This window comes from Cellulomonas sp. KU4C (genome assembly GCF_056868065.1).
On sequence record NZ_CP200322.1, the window covers coordinates 872,547 to 889,417 of the forward strand.

The window sequence follows — 16,871 nt, forward strand, 5'->3', positions numbered from 1 at the left end:
CCCTCGTCGGTGCGCGGATCAGCCGCGGCGCGGCGGGACGGACCACCGCGTCGCGAGGGCCCAGAACGCCGCGGCCAGGGCCAGGGCCAGGACGGCGGCGACGGTGGCGATCAGCGCGAGCGGCGTCCCGCCGTCGGCCGCCGTGCCGAACAGGTGCGAGTACGGCACCCAGTCGTACGGGTTGTCGACCAGGATCATCAGCAGCACGACCGGACCCACGGTGAGCGGCAGGGTGAGGGTGCCCCACCAGCCGCCGGCGCTCAGGTAGACGGTCCCCACCAGCAGGCCGCTGAGGTACGACACCAGGAACGTCGCGAGGTACGCGACGAGCACCCCGAGGATGCCGCCGTCGCCCGGGGCGAACCAGCCCTCCTGCAGGCGCCAGCCCCAGCCCATCGCGTCGTACCAGGCCCGCTCGAGGAGCAGGCCGCCGGACATGATGAGGGCGAACGCCACCGCGCTGACCACGACGGCGACCAGCGCCCCCCGGGCGTAGCTGCGGCGGGTCATCCCGTTGGCGACGTGCACCGCCGGGTACGTGGTGGCGACGCCGATCAGCACGGAGAACGGGAACCAGATCCCGCTCTGCCGCGCGTTCCACAGGATCGACACGTCCACGTCGCCCGCGACGGCGCGCACCAGGAACGGCACGCCGATCACGATGACCAGGACGATCGCCCAGTACCAGAGCGCGACGGCCCAGAACCAGGACAGCAGCGACACCGCGGTCCGCAGCACCGGTCCCTGGCGGCGGACCGGGCGGGCGGGGAACAGGGCCGTGCGGCCGCGCTCGGTGGTCGTGGTGCTCATGAGGCCCTCCCCATCTCGCGGGCCGCGTCGGCGGCGCCGTCGGCGGTCAGGTGCACGAACAGGTCCTGCAGCGGCACGGGGCCGATTTCGAGCCCGGCGGCCCGCGCGTCGGCGGCCTCGCCGTCGTCGAGGGTCGCCAGCACCGTCGCCTGGGCGGTGCCGCCGAGCTGCTGCCGGCTGAGCACGGTCCGGCCGACGACGAACCGCTCGACCTCGCGCGTCGGCCCGGTCACCGCGATGCCGCGCGCGGTGACCGCGTCGGTCTCCTGCGCGAGCAGCACCCGGCCGTGGTCCAGCACGACGACGTGCTCGAGCAGCCGCTCGACCTCGCCGATCAGGTGGCTGGACAGCACGATCGTGCGCGGGTGGGCGATGTAGTCCTCGATGAGCGCGTCGTAGAAGGCGTACCGCGTGGGGGCGTCGAGGCCGAGGTGCACCTCGTCGAGGATCGTCAGGTCCGCGCGGGTGGCGACCGCGAGGGCGATGCCGAACGCGGACTTCTGGCCGCGGGACAGCTTCTGCGGCTTGCGGGTCGGGTCCAGCTCGAACCGGTCCATCAGCCGCTCGGCGACCTCGCGGGAGAACTGCGGCCGGCAGTCCTCGGTGTACCGCAGGTTGGTGCGCAGGCTCTCGGTGTCGAGCACGTCGCCCGACTCCCGGACCAGCAGCACCCGCGGGACCACGTCCTCGTTCTCCCACGGGTCCTCGCCGCCGACCAGCACCGTGCCCGCCGTCGGGCGACGGAACGCGGCGACCACGGACGCGAGGGTCGTCTTGCCGGAACCGTTGCGGCCCAGCAGGCCGGTGATCGCACCGGCGGGGAACGTAAGGTCCACGGAGTCGAGCGCGGTCGTCCGGCCGTAGCGCACGGTCAGGCCGCGCACCTCCACACCCAGCGGGTTCATGACGCGGCCCCCTCGGCCTCGGTGGTGGTGGTCGCGCGGGCGGTCCGGGCGCGCAGCCGGGCGACGACGTCCTCCAGCGGGATGCCGAGCGCGCGGGCCTGGTCGGCGACCGGGTCGACGACGTCCGCGAAGAACGACTCGCGACCCTCGGCGCGCAGCCGGTCGGGCGCGCCCGCCGCGACGAACATCCCGACGCCGCGGCGCTTGTAGAGGATGCCGTCGTCCACGAGCTGCGCGAACGCCTTGGCCGCGGTGGCGGGGTTGATGCGGAAGGTGGTGGCGTACTGCGTGGTGCTCATCACCTGCTCCTCGGGCTGGAGGTCGCCCCGCAGGACGTCCTGGCGGATCTGGTCGGCGATCTGCACGTAGATGGGGTCACGGCCGTCGAACACGGGTGACCTCCTCTCCTGCGGATGCCCGTGGGCTTCTGTGGTTCATTACTCCACTAATGAACCACAGAGCCTCGTACCGCGCAAGACCCCCGGGCGCGCGCGAGCCCGGGACCGTGGCGGTCCCGGGCTCGGCGTGGTGCGGCGTGGCGCGCTGCGCGGATCAGGCGGTGGCGGCACCCAGCCGCTCGGCGAGCAGCTCCGCGACCTGCACGGCGTTCAGCGCCGCGCCCTTGCGGAGGTTGTCGTTCGAGATGAACAGCGCCAGGCCACGACCCTCGGGCGCGCCCTCGTCCTGCCGGATCCGGCCGACCAGCGACGGGTCCGCGCCGGCGGCCTGCTGCGGGGTCGGCACGTCGGCGAGCCGCACGCCCGGGGCCCCGGCCAGCAGCTCCTGCGCGCGCTCCGGCGTGATCGGCCGGTCGAACTCCGCGTTGACCGACAGCGAGTGGCCCGTGAACACCGGCACCCGCACGCAGGTCCCGGAGACCAGCAGGTCCGGCAGCCCGAGGATCTTGCGGGACTCGTTGCGGAGCTTCTGCTCCTCGTCGGTCTCCAGCGAGCCGTCGTCGACGAGGTTGCCGGCCAGCGGGATCACGTTGAACGCGATCGGGGCGACGTACTTCACCGGTGCCGGGAACGTCACCGCCGAGCCGTCGTGCACCAGGCCGAGCGTGTCCTGGCCAACCGCCGCGCGGACCTGGTCGTCGAGCTCGCGCGCGCCCGCGAGCCCGCTGCCGGACACCGCCTGGTAGGTCGACACGACCAGCCGACGCAGCCCGGCCTCCTCGTGCAGCACCCGCAGGACCGGCATCGCGGCCATCGTCGTGCAGTTCGGGTTCGCGACGATGCCCTTGCGCACCTCGTCCAGGGCGCCGGGGTTCACCTCGGACACGACCAGCGGGACGTCCGGGTCCATCCGCCACGCGGACGAGTTGTCGACGACCACCGCACCGGCCGCCGCGAACCGCGGGGCCTGCGCCTTCGAGGTCGCGCCGCCCGCGGAGAACAGGGCGATGTCCAACCCGGTCGGGTCGGCGGTCTCCGCGTCCTCGACCACGACGTCCCGGCCCCGCCACGGCAGGGTCGTGCCCGCCGACCGCGCCGAGGCGAAGTAGCGGATCTCCGCGACCGGGAAGTCGCGCTCCTCGAGCAGGCGGCGCATCACGGCACCGACCTGGCCGGTGGCCCCGACGACGCCGACCCGCAGGCCGCGCGCGTGCTGCTCGCTCATCGTCCCGACCCCCCGTAGACCACGGCCTGCCCGTCGGCGCTGTCCAGGTCGAACGCCGTGTGCACCGCGCGCACGGCCTCGTCGAGCTGGTCGGCGCGGGTGACGACCGAGATGCGGATCTCGGAGGTCGAGATCATCTCGATGTTGATGCCCGCGTCCGACAGCGCGGCGAACAGCCGCGCCGAGACGCCCGGGTGCGACTTCATCCCCGCGCCGATCAGCGAGAGCTTGCCGATCGTGTCGTCGTACTGCAGCGAGCCGAAGCCGATGTCCGGCTGGTGCTCGGTCAGCGCGGCGGTCGCGGCGGCACCGTCGGCGGCGGGCAGGGTGAACGAGATGTCCGTCCGGCCGGTCGAGGCCACCGAGACGTTCTGCACGATCATGTCGAGGTTCACGCCCGACCCCGCGACGACCTCGAAGATGCGCGCGGCCTTGCCGGGCACGTCCGGGACGTCGACGATCGTGATCTTGGCCTCGCTGCGGTCGTGCGCGACGCCGGCGATGATCGGCTGCTCCATCGGTGCTCCTTCGACTTCCTCGGTGGCGTCCGTGACCAGGGTGCCCGTGTGGGCGGAGAACGACGAGCGCACGTGCACGGGCACCGCGTACCGCCGGGCGTACTCGACGCAGCGCAGCATCAGCACCTTCGCGCCGCTCGCCGCCATCTCCAGCATCTCGTCGTAGCTGATCCGGTCGATCTTGCGGGCCGTCGGGACGATCCGCGGGTCGGCGGTGAACACGCCGTCGACGTCCGTGTAGATCTCGCAGACGTCGGCGCCCAGCGCGGCGGCCAGCGCCACCGCCGTCGTGTCCGAGCCGCCGCGGCCCAGCGTCGTCACGTCGTTCGTGCTCTGCGTGACGCCCTGGAACCCGGCCACGATCGCGACCGCGCCGCCCTCGACGGCCTGCTGGATGCGGCCCGGCGTCACGTCGATGATCCGCGCGCGGCCGTGCACCGAGTCGGTGATGACCCCCGCCTGCTGGCCGGTGAACGACTGCGCGTCCACGCCGAGGCTGGAGATCGCCATCGCGAGCAGCGACATCGAGATCCGCTCGCCCGCGGTCAGCAGGATGTCCATCTCCCGCGACGGCGGCAGCGGCGTCATCTGCTGCGCGAGGTCGATGAGCTCGTCCGTCGTGTCGCCCATCGCCGAGACCACCACGACGACCGAGTCGCCCGCGCGCTTCGCCTCCGCGATCCGCTTCGCGACGCGCTTGATGCTGTCGGCGTCAGCGACCGAGGAACCGCCGTACTTCTGCACGATGAGGGCCACGAGAGGGAGCTTTCCGGGTGCGGGGTGCGGTCGCGCGCGGCGACCGGCGGGGTCGGGCGAAGTCTAGGACCCGGGCACGCGGCAGCCCCGGGTCCGCCCGCATGGCGGGACCGCCGCCCGGGCACGCGCGCCCACTCAGAGCAGCTGCCACCCCAGGCGCACGATCAGCACCGCCACCACCACGAGGAACACCACCCGCACGAACCCGCTGCCCCGCGCCACCGCGGTCCGCGCGCCCAGGTACGCGCCGAGCACGTTCGCGGCCCCCACCAGCAGCCCGAGCAGCCACAGTGGCGCCCCCTGCACCGCGAACACGACCAGCGCGCCCAGGTTCGTCGCGACGTTGACGATCTTCGCCTGCGCGGAGGCCTCGAGGAACGCGTAGCCCAGCACACCGACCAGCGCGATCACCAGGAACGAGCCGGTGCCCGGGCCGAGCAGGCCGTCGTAGCCGCCGATGACGACGCCGAGCCCGAGCGCGACCAGCAGGTGCGTGCGGCCCTGCCAGCGCAGCTCCGTGGCCCGGCCGACCTGCGGGCGCGCGACCGTGTAGCCGGCGACCGCGACCAGCGCGACCAGGATCACCGGCACGAACACGTCCTCGGGCAGCAGCGACGCGAGCGCCGCACCACCCCCCGCGCCGGCGAGGGCCGCCGCCGCCATCGGTCCCGCGGTCCGCAGGTCCGGCTGGACGCGGCGGTAGTACGTCGCGGCGCTGACCGAGGTGCCGAGGATGCCGGCGAGCTTGTTCGTCGCCAGCGCCTGCACGGGGCTGATCCCCGGGACCAGCAGCAGCGCGGGCAGCTGCACCAGGCCGCCGCCGCCGACCACCGCGTCCACCCAGCCCGCGGCGAACCCCGCGAGGACGAGCAGCAGGACGGTGCCGAGCGACAGGTCCAGGCCGGAGAGGGTCACGCGCCGGCGGTGCCGGTCGCGCGGTGGGCGGCGACGATGGCCGCACCCGCGTGCCGCAGCGTGGCCGTGACGACCCGCGCGCGCTCCGCACCGCCGACGTACCCCGCGACCATCGCGCCGTCCCGGAGCATGACCAGGTCCTCGGCCACGGCGGTGGCGTCGGGCACGTCCAGGTCCGCGAGCAGGTCCGCCGCGGCCCCGACCATCCAGCGCCGGTGCTCGGCGACGACGAGGCGGACCGGGTGCGCGGGGTCGGCGTACTCGGCGGCCGCGTTGATGAACGGGCAGCCCCGGAACCCCGCCGTGCACGACTGCCGGCCGAGCGCGTCGGCGTACCCGCGCAGCACGGCCCCGGGGTCGCCGGGGTGCTCGGCCCGGACGACGTCGAGCGCCGCGCGCTCCGCCGCGTCCACGGCCTCGAGGTACGCCACGACGAGCGCGTCCTTGGTCGGGTAGTGCCGGTAGAACGTCACCTTGCTGACCTCGGCCGCCGCGATCACGCGGTCCGCGCTCACGGCCCGGATCCCGTCCGCGTAGAACAGCCGGGAGGCGGCGTCGAGGACCCGCGCGGCGGCGCCGGCGGGCCGGGGGGCGGCCTCGACGGTGGTCGGCATGCGGGTCCTCCTGGGGTGCGACGTGGTCGACGGCCGCCAGTCTGGCACGGACGCGCGCGAACTCGGCTAGTGTAGACGTACTAGTTCGTCTACCTCTCGGAGGACTCATGAGCGCCATCTACACCGCCACCGCCACCTCGACCGGTGAGGGCCGCCGCGGCGGCCAGGTCACCAGCAGCGACGGCGTCCTGGACGTGACGCTCGCCATCCCGACCGAGATGGGCGGCGCCGGCGGCGGCACCAACCCCGAGCAGCTGTTCGCCGCCGGGTGGGCCGCGTGCTTCCACTCCGCGCTCAAGTCCGTCGCCGCCGCGCAGAAGACCGTGATCCAGGACAGCGCCGTCGTCGCCGACATCGGCATCGTCCCCGTCGAGGGCGGCGCGTTCACGCTGACCTCCACGCTGCACGTCGAGATCGGCGGCGTCGACCAGGCGACCGCCGAGGCCCTCGTCGCCCGCGCCCACGAGGTCTGCCCCTACTCCAACGTCACCCGCGGCAACATCGACGTGGTCCTGGAGACCACCGTCGCCTGACCCCCGCCCCCCTCGCCGGCCGCGCTCTGGCCGCGAGGGCGCACGAGACACCACGAGGGCGTACTCCGCGGAGTACGCCCTCGTGGTGTCCCTGCCGCCCTCGCGGGTGGGGTGCGCGGGTGGGGTGCGCGGGTGGGGTGCGTGGGTGGGTCAGGGGTGGAGGGCGTCGTACTCCGCCTCGGCTGCCACGTCGTCCTCGACGTCGAGGCGGAGGTGGGCCAGGAGGGTCTGCAGGGTGCGCAGGACGCTCGACGCCCGCTCGCCCCAGCTCGACAGGTACGAGAACTGCCACCACCACAGGGCCTCGAGGACGTGGCCCCGGTCGTAGTGCCGCAGCCCCTGCACCAGCGCGCCGGCGACCGCGACCAGGTCCCCGGACAGCGTGGCGGTCGCGACCTCCCCGCCCAGCACCGGGTCGACGACCTCGGCGTACTCGTCGACGCCCTCGAGCACCCGGCCGAGCGCCACCCGCAGCGGGTCGACGTCCGGGTCGGGCCCGACGTCCGGCTCGTAGCGCTCGCTGGGCACCACGTCGACGATCGCGCCGAGCCGCGCCCCCACCGCCAGCACGTCCGACACCGCGAGCAGCAGCAGCGGGATCGCGGCGTCCGGGTTGCTCCCGGCGCCGACCTCCGTGACCGTCGTCAGGTACGCGCGGCACTCGCGGGCCACCGAGTCGGCGACCCCGCGCAGGTCCGCGGACTCCGGGTCCAGCGCCAGGTCGTCCACCCGGGGCGGGCTCGGCTGCTGCGGGAGGTCGTCGGCGCCGGTCACGCCGCCATCGTGCACCGCAGCGTCGCGTGACGCCCGCCGGATCCGGCCGCGACACCCTGACCTGCGCGGACGGTCAGGCGCTGATGCGGCGCCGACCCTCGAACGCCCGGCCGAGCGTGACCTCGTCGGCGTACTCCAGGTCGCCGCCGACCGGCAGGCCCGACGCCAGGCGGCTGATCGTCAGCCCCATCGGCACCAGCAGGCGCGCGAGGTACGTCGCGGTCGCCTCGCCCTCGACGTTCGGGTCCGTCGCCAGGATCACCTCGGTGACGGTGCCGTCCGCGAGCCGGGTCAGCAGGTCCTTGATGCGCAGGTCGTCCGGGCCGATGCCCGCGATCGGGTTGATGGCCCCGCCGAGCACGTGGTACTTCCCGCGGAACTCCCGCGTGCGCTCGATCGCGACGACGTCCTTCGGCTCCTCGACCACGCAGATCACCGCCGCCGACCGGCGCGGGTCGCGGCAGATCCGGCAGAGGTCCTCCTCGGACACGTTGCCGCACACCGTGCAGAACTTCACGCGGGCCTTGACCTCGGTCAACGCGTCGACGAGGCGCCGCACGTCCGTCGCGTCCGCCGCGAGGAGGTGGAACGCGATCCGCTGCGCGCTCTTGGGACCGACGCCGGGCAGCCGCCCGAGCTCGTCGATCAGGTCCTGGACCGCGCCTTCGTACACCTGTCCAGGGTACGGCCCCCGGCCCGTTCAGCCGGCAGGCGCGTCAGAAGCCCTCGTCGACGAGCTCCTCGACCACGGTGGCGCTCAGCATCTGCACGACCAGCGGCACGCCGGCCAGGCCGTTCGCCCCGATGTCGGGGTCGTCCATCGACGGCTCGTCGTCGGCCCACCGGTTGCGGGCGGGGGCGCTCGGCGCGGCGGACGCACCCGCGCGCGCGGCGGCACGGACCCGGTCGGCACCGCTCGGACGGGCGGCCGGACCAGCACCGGAGCGCGACGCGCCACCGGCGGGCTCGGGCGGGCCGTCCGGGGTGGGCGGCTCGACGGCGGCCCAGTCGTCGTCCGGCGGCGGCTCCGGCGCGCCAGGGACGTCGCCCTCGGGGACGTCCCACGGCGGCGGGGCGGCGGACGTCGCGCGGGCGGCGGGGGCGGGGTCGGCCGCGCCCCGGGCAGGGCTCCCGGGGCGGCCGGGAGCGGGGTCGGTCGACGCGCCGGACGTGGACGTGCCGGGCGCCGACGCGTCGGGCCCGGAGTCCGTCGGGGCGGCGGGGGCGTCCGGACGGCGGGCCGGGGCCACGACGCCGACGACCTCGGCGGTGCTCCAGGGGTCGACGGCCGCCTCGGGGTCCTCGTCGGGCGACGCGTCGACCGCCGTGGCGGCCTCGGGGCCGGAACCGCCCTGCGGCGCCCGCGCGGCCTCGGTCGTGGGGCTGGGCACCGGCGCCGGGCGGGCGGCCGGGGCGTCCCACGACGCGGCGGCCTCGGCGGCGCTGGGCGCACCGGTGCGCGCCGCGGGGGCGGTCGGTGCGCCACCGCGCGGCGCGGCGGACGCGTCGGCGCCCTGGCCCACGAGCACCGGCTCGACCTTGACGGTGAAGCCCAGCGTCTCCCGCACCGCCTGCTGGACGAGGTCCGCGTGCGACCCGCCGCGGAACGCCGACGCGAGGCCCGGCGCGGCGAACCCGAGCTTGAGGGTGGTCGCGTCGAGCTCGACGACCTGGGCGTTCTGGCTGATCAGCACCCACGTGGTCTTCTTCAGCCGGCCCAGGGTCTCGAGGACCTCCGGCCAGCGACGACGCAGCACCTCGGTGTCGCCGCCGCCGGGCGTGCCGCCGGGGCGCTCGACCGTGGCCTGCGGCTCCGCGGTCGGGACGTCGCGCGGGGCGACGGGCTCGGCCAGGGCTACGGGCGCGGCGGGAGCGGCGGCGGGCTCGACGTGGTCGACGGGCTCGGCCTCGGGTGCGTCGGCCTCGGGGGCGGGCTCGGGCACCGGCGCCACGGGCCCGGGCTCGGCGGGCACGGGCTCGGCAGGCGCGGGCTCGACGGGCACCGGCTCGGGCTCGACGACGGCGGCGACCGGCGCGGGCGGGGCGGGCGGGGCGGGCGCCGCCACCGCGGGCGCCGCCACCGCGGGCGTCACCACCGCGACACGCTCGACCGGCGTCGCGGGCGTGGGCACCGGGGGCGCCGGGGTCACGGCAGCCGTAGCCGCGGGCGCCGTCCCGCCGGTCGCCCCGCGCACGCCCTCGCGCTCGAGCCGGTCGAGGCGCGCCCCGATGCCGGCGGCGGTGTCGTCCAGGGCGGGCAGAAGCAGCCGGGCCATCAGCAGCTCGAGGTGCAGCCGGGGAGAGGTCGCGCCGGTCATCTCGGACAGCGCGGCGTTGACGAGGTCGGCGGACCGGGAGAAGCTCCGCGGCGCCGAGCTGGCGGGCCTGGGTCTGCATCCGGGTCATCTGGTCGCCGGGCACGTCGCGGAGCACGGCCGCGGCGGCGTCGCCGGAGGCCGCGAGCACGATGAGGTCGCGCAGCCGCTCCAGCAGGTCCTCGACGAACCGGCGGGGCTCGTGGCCGGTGGAGATGACGCGCTCGACGACCCGGAACGCGCTGGCGCCGTCGCGGGCGGCGACCGCCTCGACCAGGTCGTCCAGCAGGGAGGCGTGGGTGTACCCGAGCAGCGCGACGGCGTCCTCGTACCCGAGGCCCTCGGGCCCGGACCCGGCGATGAGCTGGTCGAGCACCGAGAGGGAGTCGCGGACGGACCCGCCGCCGGCGCGGACGACGAGCGGCAGCACGCCGGAGCCGACCTGCACGCCCTCGGCGGTGCACAGCTGCTCGAGGTAGCCGACCATCACGTCCGGCGGCACGAGCCGGAACGGGTAGTGGTGGGTCCGGGAGCGGATGGTGCCGATGACCTTGTCGGGCTCCGTGGTCGCGAAGATGAACTTCACGTGCTCCGGCGGCTCCTCGACGATCTTGAGCAGCGCGTTGAAGCCCTGTGGCGAGACCATGTGCGCCTCGTCGAGGATGAACACCTTGTACCGGTCGCGCGCGGGGGCGAAGGTGGCGCGCTCGCGCAGGTCGCGGGCGTCGTCGACGCCGCCGTGGCTGGCCGCGTCGATCTCGACGACGTCGAGGCTGCCGGGGCCGCCGCGGGCGAGCTCGACGCAGGACGCGCAGCGCCCGCAGGGGGTGTCGGTCGGGCCCTCGGCGCAGTTCAGGCAGCGCGCGAGGATCCGGGCGGAGGTCGTCTTGCCGCAGCCGCGGGGGCCGGAGAACAGGTACGCGTGGTTGGTCTGCCCGCTGCGCAGCGCCTGCCGGAGCGGCGCGGTGACGTGGTCCTGCCCGACGACCTCGGCGAAGGTCTCGGGCCGGTAGCGGCGGTACAGGGCTGTCGTCACCCCAGAACTGTAGAGGGGGACACCCACACCGCGGGACGGTCCCGGGACACCCCGTCTCACAAGATGGACGTCGCGTTCCATCAAACGAGACGAATGCGCTACGTTCCCCGCACAGCGCCGACCGACCGGGTCCGGCGGACCGCCGCACGGGAGGAGGCCGACCGATGCACCACCGCACCGCGCGCCCCGCCGTGACCCTGGTCGCCTGTCGCTGTACCCCCGCGGTCTGACCCTCCCGCGACGACGAGGTGGCCCACGGCCGCCCGCCCGCCGGTCCGACCGCCGCCGCCCGCGCCGACCCGCCGCACCCGCGGCCGCACGGCGCCGGGCGCCACCGGTGCGGCCCGCGCCGCACACCCGCTCGCCCCACCCCACCCGCTCCCCGGCACCCCGCCGGGACCCGCACCCCCCGAGAGGCACTCCCCCCATGAAGCGCAGACTGACCGCCTGGATCGCCGCGATCGCCGCCACCGCGTCCCTCGCCGCGTGCGCGTCCGGCGGCAGCGCCTCCGCGGGCGACGCCACCGCGCCCGCCGACGCCGACAACCCCGTCACCGTCCGGGTCGGCGTCACCGACAAGGCCCAGGAGTACTGGACGACGTTCACGGACCTCGCCGCCGAGGAGGGGATCGAGGTCGAGCTGGTGAACTTCACCGACTACGCCCAGCCGAACCCGATCCTCAGCTCCGGCGACCTCGAGCTGAACCAGTTCCAGCACCTGCTGTACCTGGCCAACTACAACGTGGCGTCCGACGACGACCTGCAGCCGATCGGCTCGACCGCGATCTACCAGCTCGGCCTCTACACCACCAAGGGCTACGCCTCCCCGGAGGACGTCCCGGACGGCGCGGAGATCGCCATCCCGAACGACGTGGTGAACCAGGCGCGTGCGCTCCTGGTGCTCCAGTCCGCCGGGCTGATCGAGCTGGCCGGCGGCGGCAACGCGTTCTCGACCCCGGCCGAGATCGACGAGGCCGCCTCGCGCGTGAAGGTCGTCCCCGTCGACGCCAACCAGACCGCCGTGCAGCTGCAGAGCCTGGACGGCGCCGTCATCAACAACAACTTCGCCACGGACGCGGGCATCGACCCGACCACGGCGATCTACTCCGACCTGCAGGACACGGACACGGCCCGCCCGTACCTGAACCTCTGGGTCGCCCGGGCCGAGGACGCCGACAACCCGGTGTTCGCGCAGCTCATCGAGATCTACCACTCGAAGGCGGTCACCGACCAGCTCCTGGAGGAGAACGGCGGCACCGCCGTGGTCGAGGACGTCCCCGCCGAGGAGCTGCAGTCCGACCTCGCGGACCTCGAGGAGCTGGTGCGGACCTCCGGCGCCTGATCCACGACCCGCACGCCACCGACGGCGCCGGCCCCTCCGCGGGGGCCGGCGCCGTCGGCCGCGCTGGCGGGGCCCTCGCGAGGGTGGGACCGTGGAGCGCGGCACCCGCTCGTGGAGCCGTGAGACCGCCGGACGGGCCGTCGCAGCCGGGTGCTACTGTCGCCGCCGTCCGCCCCCTCCCGGGACAGGAGCCCTGCTGTGAGCACCCACGCCGCCTCCGAGCGCCGCGCGCCGTCCGTGCGCGCCCTCGACGGGTCGTGCCGCGGTCTCCTGTGCTGTCGTCTCCGAATGTGCTGACGCTGCTCCCACGCAGCTCGGCCACCCCCGGCGGAACCCGCCCCCGTCCCTGACGCCGCCCGCGCCCCGCGCGGCCGGCCCGCGGGTGGGGCGCACCCCCGGACCCCCGACGCACGTCGCACGGGCCCGGACCCCCGCCGGTCGGCCCCGGCGCCGCGCCCCTCGCCGCGCCACCCGTCACCGCCCGCACCACCGGTCCCGACACGGACCGCACCTGGAAGGCACTCCCCCATGAAGCGCACCCTGACCGCCGCGTTCGCCGCCCTCACCGTCGCGGCGCTCGCCGCCTGCTCGTCGGGCGGGCCCGCCGCCGCCCCCACGGCCGCCAGCACGGACGACCCGGTGACGGTGCGCGTGGGCGTCACCGACATCAGCAAGGAGTACTGGACGACGTTCACGGACCTCGCCGCCGAGGAGGGCATCGAGGTCGAGCTCGTGAACTTCACCGACTACCAGCAGCCCAACCCGGTCCTGTCCGAGGGCCAGCTCGAGCTCAACCAGTTCCAGCACCTGCTGTTCCTCGCGAACTACAACGAGAGCGCCGGCGACGACCTCGCACCCATCGGCAGCACCGTGATCTACCAGCTCGGCCTCTACACGACCCAGGGCTACGCGACGCCGGACGACATCCCCGACGGCGGCGAGATCGCGATCCCGAACGACCCGACCAACCAGGCGCGCGCGCTGCTCGTGCTCCAGTCCGCCGGGCTCATCGAGCTGAAGGACGGCGGCAACGCGCTGTCGTCGCCCGCCGAGATCGACGAGGCCGCCTCGCGGGTGAAGGTCGTCCCCGTCGACGCCAACCAGACCGCGATCCAGCTGCAGGACCTCGACGGCGCCGTGGTGAACAACAACTTCGCCGCCGACGCGGGCATCGACCCGACCACGGCGATCTACTCCGACCTCGAGGACACGGACACGGCCCGCCCGTACGTGAACATCTGGGTCGCCCGCGCCGAGGACGCCGACAACCCGGTGTACGCGCAGCTCATCGAGATCTACCACCGCGACGAGGTCATCGGGCAGCTGCTCGAGGAGAACCAGGGCACCGCCGTCGAGCAGAACCTGACGCCCGAGGAGCTGCAGACCAGCCTCGACGAGCTGCAGACCCTGGTCGCCGACAACGCCTGAGCCACGTCCCCCCTCCCACCACCCCACCCAGGACGGTGAACCGATGACCGCGATGGTCTCCCTGCGCGACGTCACCAAGGTGTTCGACGGCTCCTCCGGGCCCGTCCGCGCCGTCGACGGCGTCTCCCTCGACATCGAGCGCGGCGACGTGTTCGGCGTGATCGGCTACTCCGGTGCCGGCAAGAGCACCCTCGTGCGGCTCATCAACGCGCTCGAGGCTGCCGACCTCCGGTCAGGTCGTCGTCGACGGCGTCGACCTGACCGGCCTGAACGAGCGCGGCCTGCGCCCCGCCCGGGCCGGGATCGGCTTCATCTTCCAGCAGTTCAACCTGCTGCGGTCCCGCACCGTCGCGGCCAACGTCGCGTACCCGCTGCGGGTCGCGAAGTGGTCGCGGGAAGACCGCCGGAAGCGGGTCGCGGAGCTGCTGGAGTTCGTCGGGCTGTCCGACAAGGCCAAGCAGTACCCCGACCAGCTGTCCGGCGGGCAGAAGCAGCGCGTCGGCATCGCCCGCGCGCTCGCGACGTCCCCCGCCCTGCTGCTCGCCGACGAGGCCACCAGCGCCCTCGACCCCGAGACGACCAAGGACGTCCTCGACCTGCTGCAGCGGATCAACCGCGAGCTCGGCATCACGATCGTCGTCATCACCCACGAGATGTCCGTCGTGTCGTACCTGTGCAACCGGGTCGCGGTGATGGAGGACGGCAAGGTCGTCGAGTCCGGGGACGTCTACGACGTGTTCGCCCAGCCCGAGCAGCACGTCACCCGGCGGTTCATCGGCGCCGCGCTGCACGACCGGCCGCGGCCCGACGTGGTCGCCCGGCTGCGCGAGCGGCATCCGGGGCGGCTGGTCACGGTCGCCATCCGGGAGGTCGCCGGCGAGCCCGGCATCCAGATCACCGAGCGCCTGCAGGCCCACGGGGTCGACGGCTCCGTGGTGTTCGGCGGGATCACCGAGGTCGGGTCGCGGCCGCTCGGCTCGCTCACGTTCGCGCTCACCGGCCCGGACGCCGCCGTCGAGGCGCTGCTGGCCGACCTGCGCGCGCACACCGAGGTCATCGACCACACGGCCGAGGAGGTCTCCGCGTGAACAGCAACGGCACCAGCCTCTGGCCCGAGCTCTGGCAGGCGCTCGGCGAGACCCTGCAGATGGCGATCGCCGCCCTGGCGATCGGCGGTCTGGCCGGGCTCGTCCTCGGCATCGCGCTCTACGTGACCCGCAAGGGCAGCATCCTGGCGAACCGCCCGGTGTTCTTCGTCCTGAACGTGCTGGTCAACATCGTCCGGCCGATCCCGTTCATCATCTTCATCACCGCCGTCCGGCCGCTGACCCAGGCGCTCACCAACGCGTCGTACGGCGTCGAGGCGGCGATCCCGGCGCTGGCGATCATGGCGACGTTCGCGACCTCGCGGATCGTGGAGCAGAACCTCGTCGCCCTCGACCCGGGCGTCGTCGAGGCGGCGCGCGCGATGGGCGCCGGGCCGCTGCGGATCATCGCGACCGTCATCGTGCCCGAGACCCTGGGCCCGCTGATCCTCGGGTTCACGTTCCTGTTCGTCGGCATCGTCGACATGACGGCGGTCGCGGGCGCGATCGGGGCCGGCGGCCTCGGCGACTTCGCGATCGTGTACGGCTACCAGCGGTTCAACGACGTGGTCACGTGGACCGCCGTCGCGGTGATCGTGGTCATGGTCCAGCTGGCCCAGTTCCTCGGCAACTTCCTGGCCCGCCGCGTCCTGCGCCGCTGACCCGGACCCGGGGCCCGAGGTCGAGGGTTTCACGCGAGGTCGAGGGTTTCAGCCCGCGATCTCGACCGAAACCCTCGACCTCGCGCCCGGCTCGGGGGGAGGAGGGGAAGCGAGGCTTTGCCGGGATTGAGGATGCGCTTCGGGTCCAGGGCCGCCTTGATGGCCTGCTGGATCGCCAGGACCCGGTCGCCCAGCTCGCCGCGGAGGGCCGCGCGCTTCTCGGTGCCGATGCCGTGCTCGCCGGTCACCGTGCCGCCGAGCTCCACCGCGAGCGCGAGGATCCGCCCGTGCGCGTCGGCCGCGGCCGCGACCTGCGCGGGGTCCGCCGGGTCGTACGCGATCACCGGGTGCAGGTTCCCGTCGCCGACGTGGCCGCCGGTGCCGATCGGCAGCCCCGTGGCCGCGGCGACGCCCGCCAGCCGTGCCAGCAGCTCCGGGAGCCGGGTGCGCGGGACGGCGACGTCCTCGTTGACGCTGCCGCCGCGGACCGCGCGCATGGCCTGGTTGAACGACCGCCGGGCGCGCATCAGGGCGTGCAGGCGCTCGGGGTCGTGCGCGACGTCCACGCCCACGGCGCCGTGCTCCCGCGCGACCGCCGCGTACGACGCGACGTCCTCGACGCCCCGGGCGCCGGGCTCGTCGGTGATGACCAGCAGCATCGCGCGCGCCCCGACGGGCAGTCCGGCCTCGGGGTCGTACGCGGCGAGGGCGGCGAGGACCACCTCGTCCAGCAGCTCGAGCGTCGACGGCCGGTGCGGGCTCGCGACGATCGCGTTCGCGGCGTCCAGGGCGTCGGCCACCGAGGCGAACGTCGCGCACACCCCGCGGTCCGGGCCGGGCGCGGGCAGCAGCCCGAGCGTCGCCTCCGTGACGACGGCGAGCGTCCCCTCCGACCCGACCACGAGCCCCGTGAGGTCCAGCCCGGCGACGGCCTTCACGGTGCCCGCGGCGGTGCGGATCACGGTGCCGTCCGCCAGCACGACCTCCAGCGCCCGCACGAAGTCCCGCGTCACGCCGTACTTCACGCACCGCATGCCGCCGGCGTTGGTGGCGATGTTGCCGCCGATCGTGCTCAGCGCGTACGACGCCGGGTCGGGCGGGTAGAACAGCCCCCGCGCCGCGACCGCGTCGACGAGGTCCTTCGTGATGACGCCGGGCTGCACGACGGCGACCTGGTCGACGGGGTCGATGCGACGGATCGCCGTCATCCGGGCGGTCGAGAGCAGGATCGCGCCGGGGACCGCGTTGGCGCCGCCCGCGAGCCCGCTGAGCGACCCCTGCGGGACGACCGGTGCACCGTGGGCGTGCGCGACCCGCAGGACCGCCGACACCTCGGCGGTCGTCGACGGCAGGACGAGGGCGAGCGCCTCGCCGGTGGGCGGTGTCGCGGACCCGTCCTGGCCCCGGGCCCGCAGCGCGGCGACGTCGGTGACCAGCGCCTCGGGCGGCAGCGCCGCGGCGAGGTCGGTTAGCAGGTCGGCGGGGAGGTCGGCGGGGGTCTCGGCGGTCACGGCGGCCTCAGGCGCTCCTCGGTCGGGTCGGCCCGGCGGCTCCG

At 74.7% G+C, this 16,871-nt stretch carries 15 protein-coding genes and 2 pseudogenes; 6 read left to right on the forward strand and 11 right to left on the reverse strand.

Features of this window, described 5'->3' with window-relative positions; translation table 11 throughout:
* Positions 1-18 precede the first annotated feature (18 nt).
* The 7 genes from AC1VL8_RS04105 to AC1VL8_RS04135 form a co-directional block, all read right to left on the reverse strand.
* The gene (locus tag AC1VL8_RS04105) at positions 19-810 is read right to left on the reverse strand and encodes a hypothetical protein (RefSeq protein WP_483074249.1); all 792 of its coding nucleotides are present in this window, start codon (positions 808-810) and stop codon (positions 19-21) included.
* Complete coding sequence (locus tag AC1VL8_RS04110; protein WP_483074250.1) at positions 807-1,715, reverse strand: ABC transporter ATP-binding protein; 909 nt, start codon at positions 1,713-1,715, stop codon at positions 807-809. Before AC1VL8_RS04110 ends, AC1VL8_RS04105 begins: the two co-directional genes overlap by 4 nt.
* Entirely contained in the window at positions 1,712-2,107 is a 396-nt protein-coding gene (locus AC1VL8_RS04115) for a GntR family transcriptional regulator (RefSeq protein ID WP_483074251.1), read from the reverse strand. Before AC1VL8_RS04115 ends, AC1VL8_RS04110 begins: the two co-directional genes overlap by 4 nt.
* A 160-nt stretch (positions 2,108-2,267) precedes the next feature.
* On the reverse strand, positions 2,268-3,338 hold the full coding sequence (locus AC1VL8_RS04120) for an aspartate-semialdehyde dehydrogenase (RefSeq protein ID WP_483074252.1): 1,071 nt from the start codon (positions 3,336-3,338) through the stop codon (positions 2,268-2,270).
* Positions 3,335-4,612, reverse strand: coding sequence for an aspartate kinase (locus tag AC1VL8_RS04125; RefSeq protein WP_389234103.1), 1,278 nt, complete (start codon positions 4,610-4,612; stop codon positions 3,335-3,337). Before AC1VL8_RS04125 ends, AC1VL8_RS04120 begins: the two co-directional genes overlap by 4 nt.
* Positions 4,613-4,747: 135 nt before the next feature.
* Positions 4,748-5,527 carry a sulfite exporter TauE/SafE family protein gene (locus tag AC1VL8_RS04130; RefSeq protein WP_483074253.1) on the reverse strand — a complete coding sequence of 260 codons (780 nt, stop codon included), beginning with the start codon at positions 5,525-5,527 and terminating at the stop codon, positions 4,748-4,750.
* Complete coding sequence (locus AC1VL8_RS04135) at positions 5,524-6,141, reverse strand: TetR/AcrR family transcriptional regulator (protein WP_483074254.1); 618 nt, start codon at positions 6,139-6,141, stop codon at positions 5,524-5,526. Before AC1VL8_RS04135 ends, AC1VL8_RS04130 begins: the two co-directional genes overlap by 4 nt.
* A gap of 107 nt (positions 6,142-6,248) precedes the next feature.
* Here AC1VL8_RS04135 and AC1VL8_RS04140 point away from each other — a divergent pair, with 107 nt between their 5' ends.
* Positions 6,249-6,674, forward strand: a complete 426-nt coding sequence (locus AC1VL8_RS04140) for an organic hydroperoxide resistance protein (RefSeq protein ID WP_483074255.1) — start codon at positions 6,249-6,251, stop codon at positions 6,672-6,674.
* Between the two features lie 150 nt (positions 6,675-6,824).
* Here AC1VL8_RS04140 and AC1VL8_RS04145 read toward each other — a convergent pair whose 3' ends face one another.
* The 3 genes and pseudogenes from AC1VL8_RS04145 to AC1VL8_RS04155 form a co-directional block, all read right to left on the reverse strand.
* Positions 6,825-7,394, reverse strand: a complete 570-nt coding sequence (locus AC1VL8_RS04145) for a DUF5063 domain-containing protein (protein ID WP_389234836.1) — start codon at positions 7,392-7,394, stop codon at positions 6,825-6,827.
* Between the two features lie 127 nt (positions 7,395-7,521).
* Entirely contained in the window at positions 7,522-8,121 is a 600-nt protein-coding gene (gene recR, locus AC1VL8_RS04150; RefSeq protein ID WP_389234115.1) for a recombination mediator RecR, read from the reverse strand.
* A 43-nt stretch (positions 8,122-8,164) separates the two neighbouring features.
* A pseudogene (locus tag AC1VL8_RS04155) lies at positions 8,165-10,799 on the reverse strand (DNA polymerase III subunit gamma and tau).
* A gap of 427 nt (positions 10,800-11,226) precedes the next feature.
* Here AC1VL8_RS04155 and AC1VL8_RS04160 point away from each other — a divergent pair.
* The 5 genes and pseudogenes from AC1VL8_RS04160 (at position 11,227) to AC1VL8_RS04180 (ending at position 15,316) form a co-directional block, all read left to right on the forward strand.
* On the forward strand, positions 11,227-12,141 hold the full coding sequence (locus AC1VL8_RS04160; protein ID WP_483074256.1) for a MetQ/NlpA family ABC transporter substrate-binding protein: 915 nt from the start codon (positions 11,227-11,229) through the stop codon (positions 12,139-12,141).
* Between the two features lie 528 nt (positions 12,142-12,669).
* The gene (locus tag AC1VL8_RS04165; RefSeq protein WP_389234124.1) at positions 12,670-13,569 is read left to right on the forward strand and encodes a MetQ/NlpA family ABC transporter substrate-binding protein; all 900 of its coding nucleotides are present in this window, start codon (positions 12,670-12,672) and stop codon (positions 13,567-13,569) included.
* A gap of 52 nt (positions 13,570-13,621) precedes the next feature.
* Positions 13,622-13,738: pseudogene (locus tag AC1VL8_RS04170) on the forward strand (methionine ABC transporter ATP-binding protein); the annotation flags it as partial.
* A gap of 4 nt (positions 13,739-13,742) precedes the next feature.
* Positions 13,743-14,657, forward strand: a complete 915-nt coding sequence (locus tag AC1VL8_RS04175) for a methionine ABC transporter ATP-binding protein (protein ID WP_483074257.1) — start codon at positions 13,743-13,745, stop codon at positions 14,655-14,657.
* Positions 14,658-14,716: 59 nt separating this feature from the next.
* Positions 14,717-15,316, forward strand: coding sequence for a methionine ABC transporter permease (locus AC1VL8_RS04180; protein ID WP_389234840.1), 600 nt, complete (start codon positions 14,717-14,719; stop codon positions 15,314-15,316).
* A gap of 29 nt (positions 15,317-15,345) precedes the next feature.
* On the opposite strand, the gene AC1VL8_RS04185 is transcribed toward AC1VL8_RS04180, so the two are convergent.
* The gene (locus tag AC1VL8_RS04185; RefSeq protein WP_483074258.1) at positions 15,346-16,827 is read right to left on the reverse strand and encodes an FAD-binding oxidoreductase; all 1,482 of its coding nucleotides are present in this window, start codon (positions 16,825-16,827) and stop codon (positions 15,346-15,348) included.
* Positions 16,828-16,871: the final 44 nt, after the last annotated feature.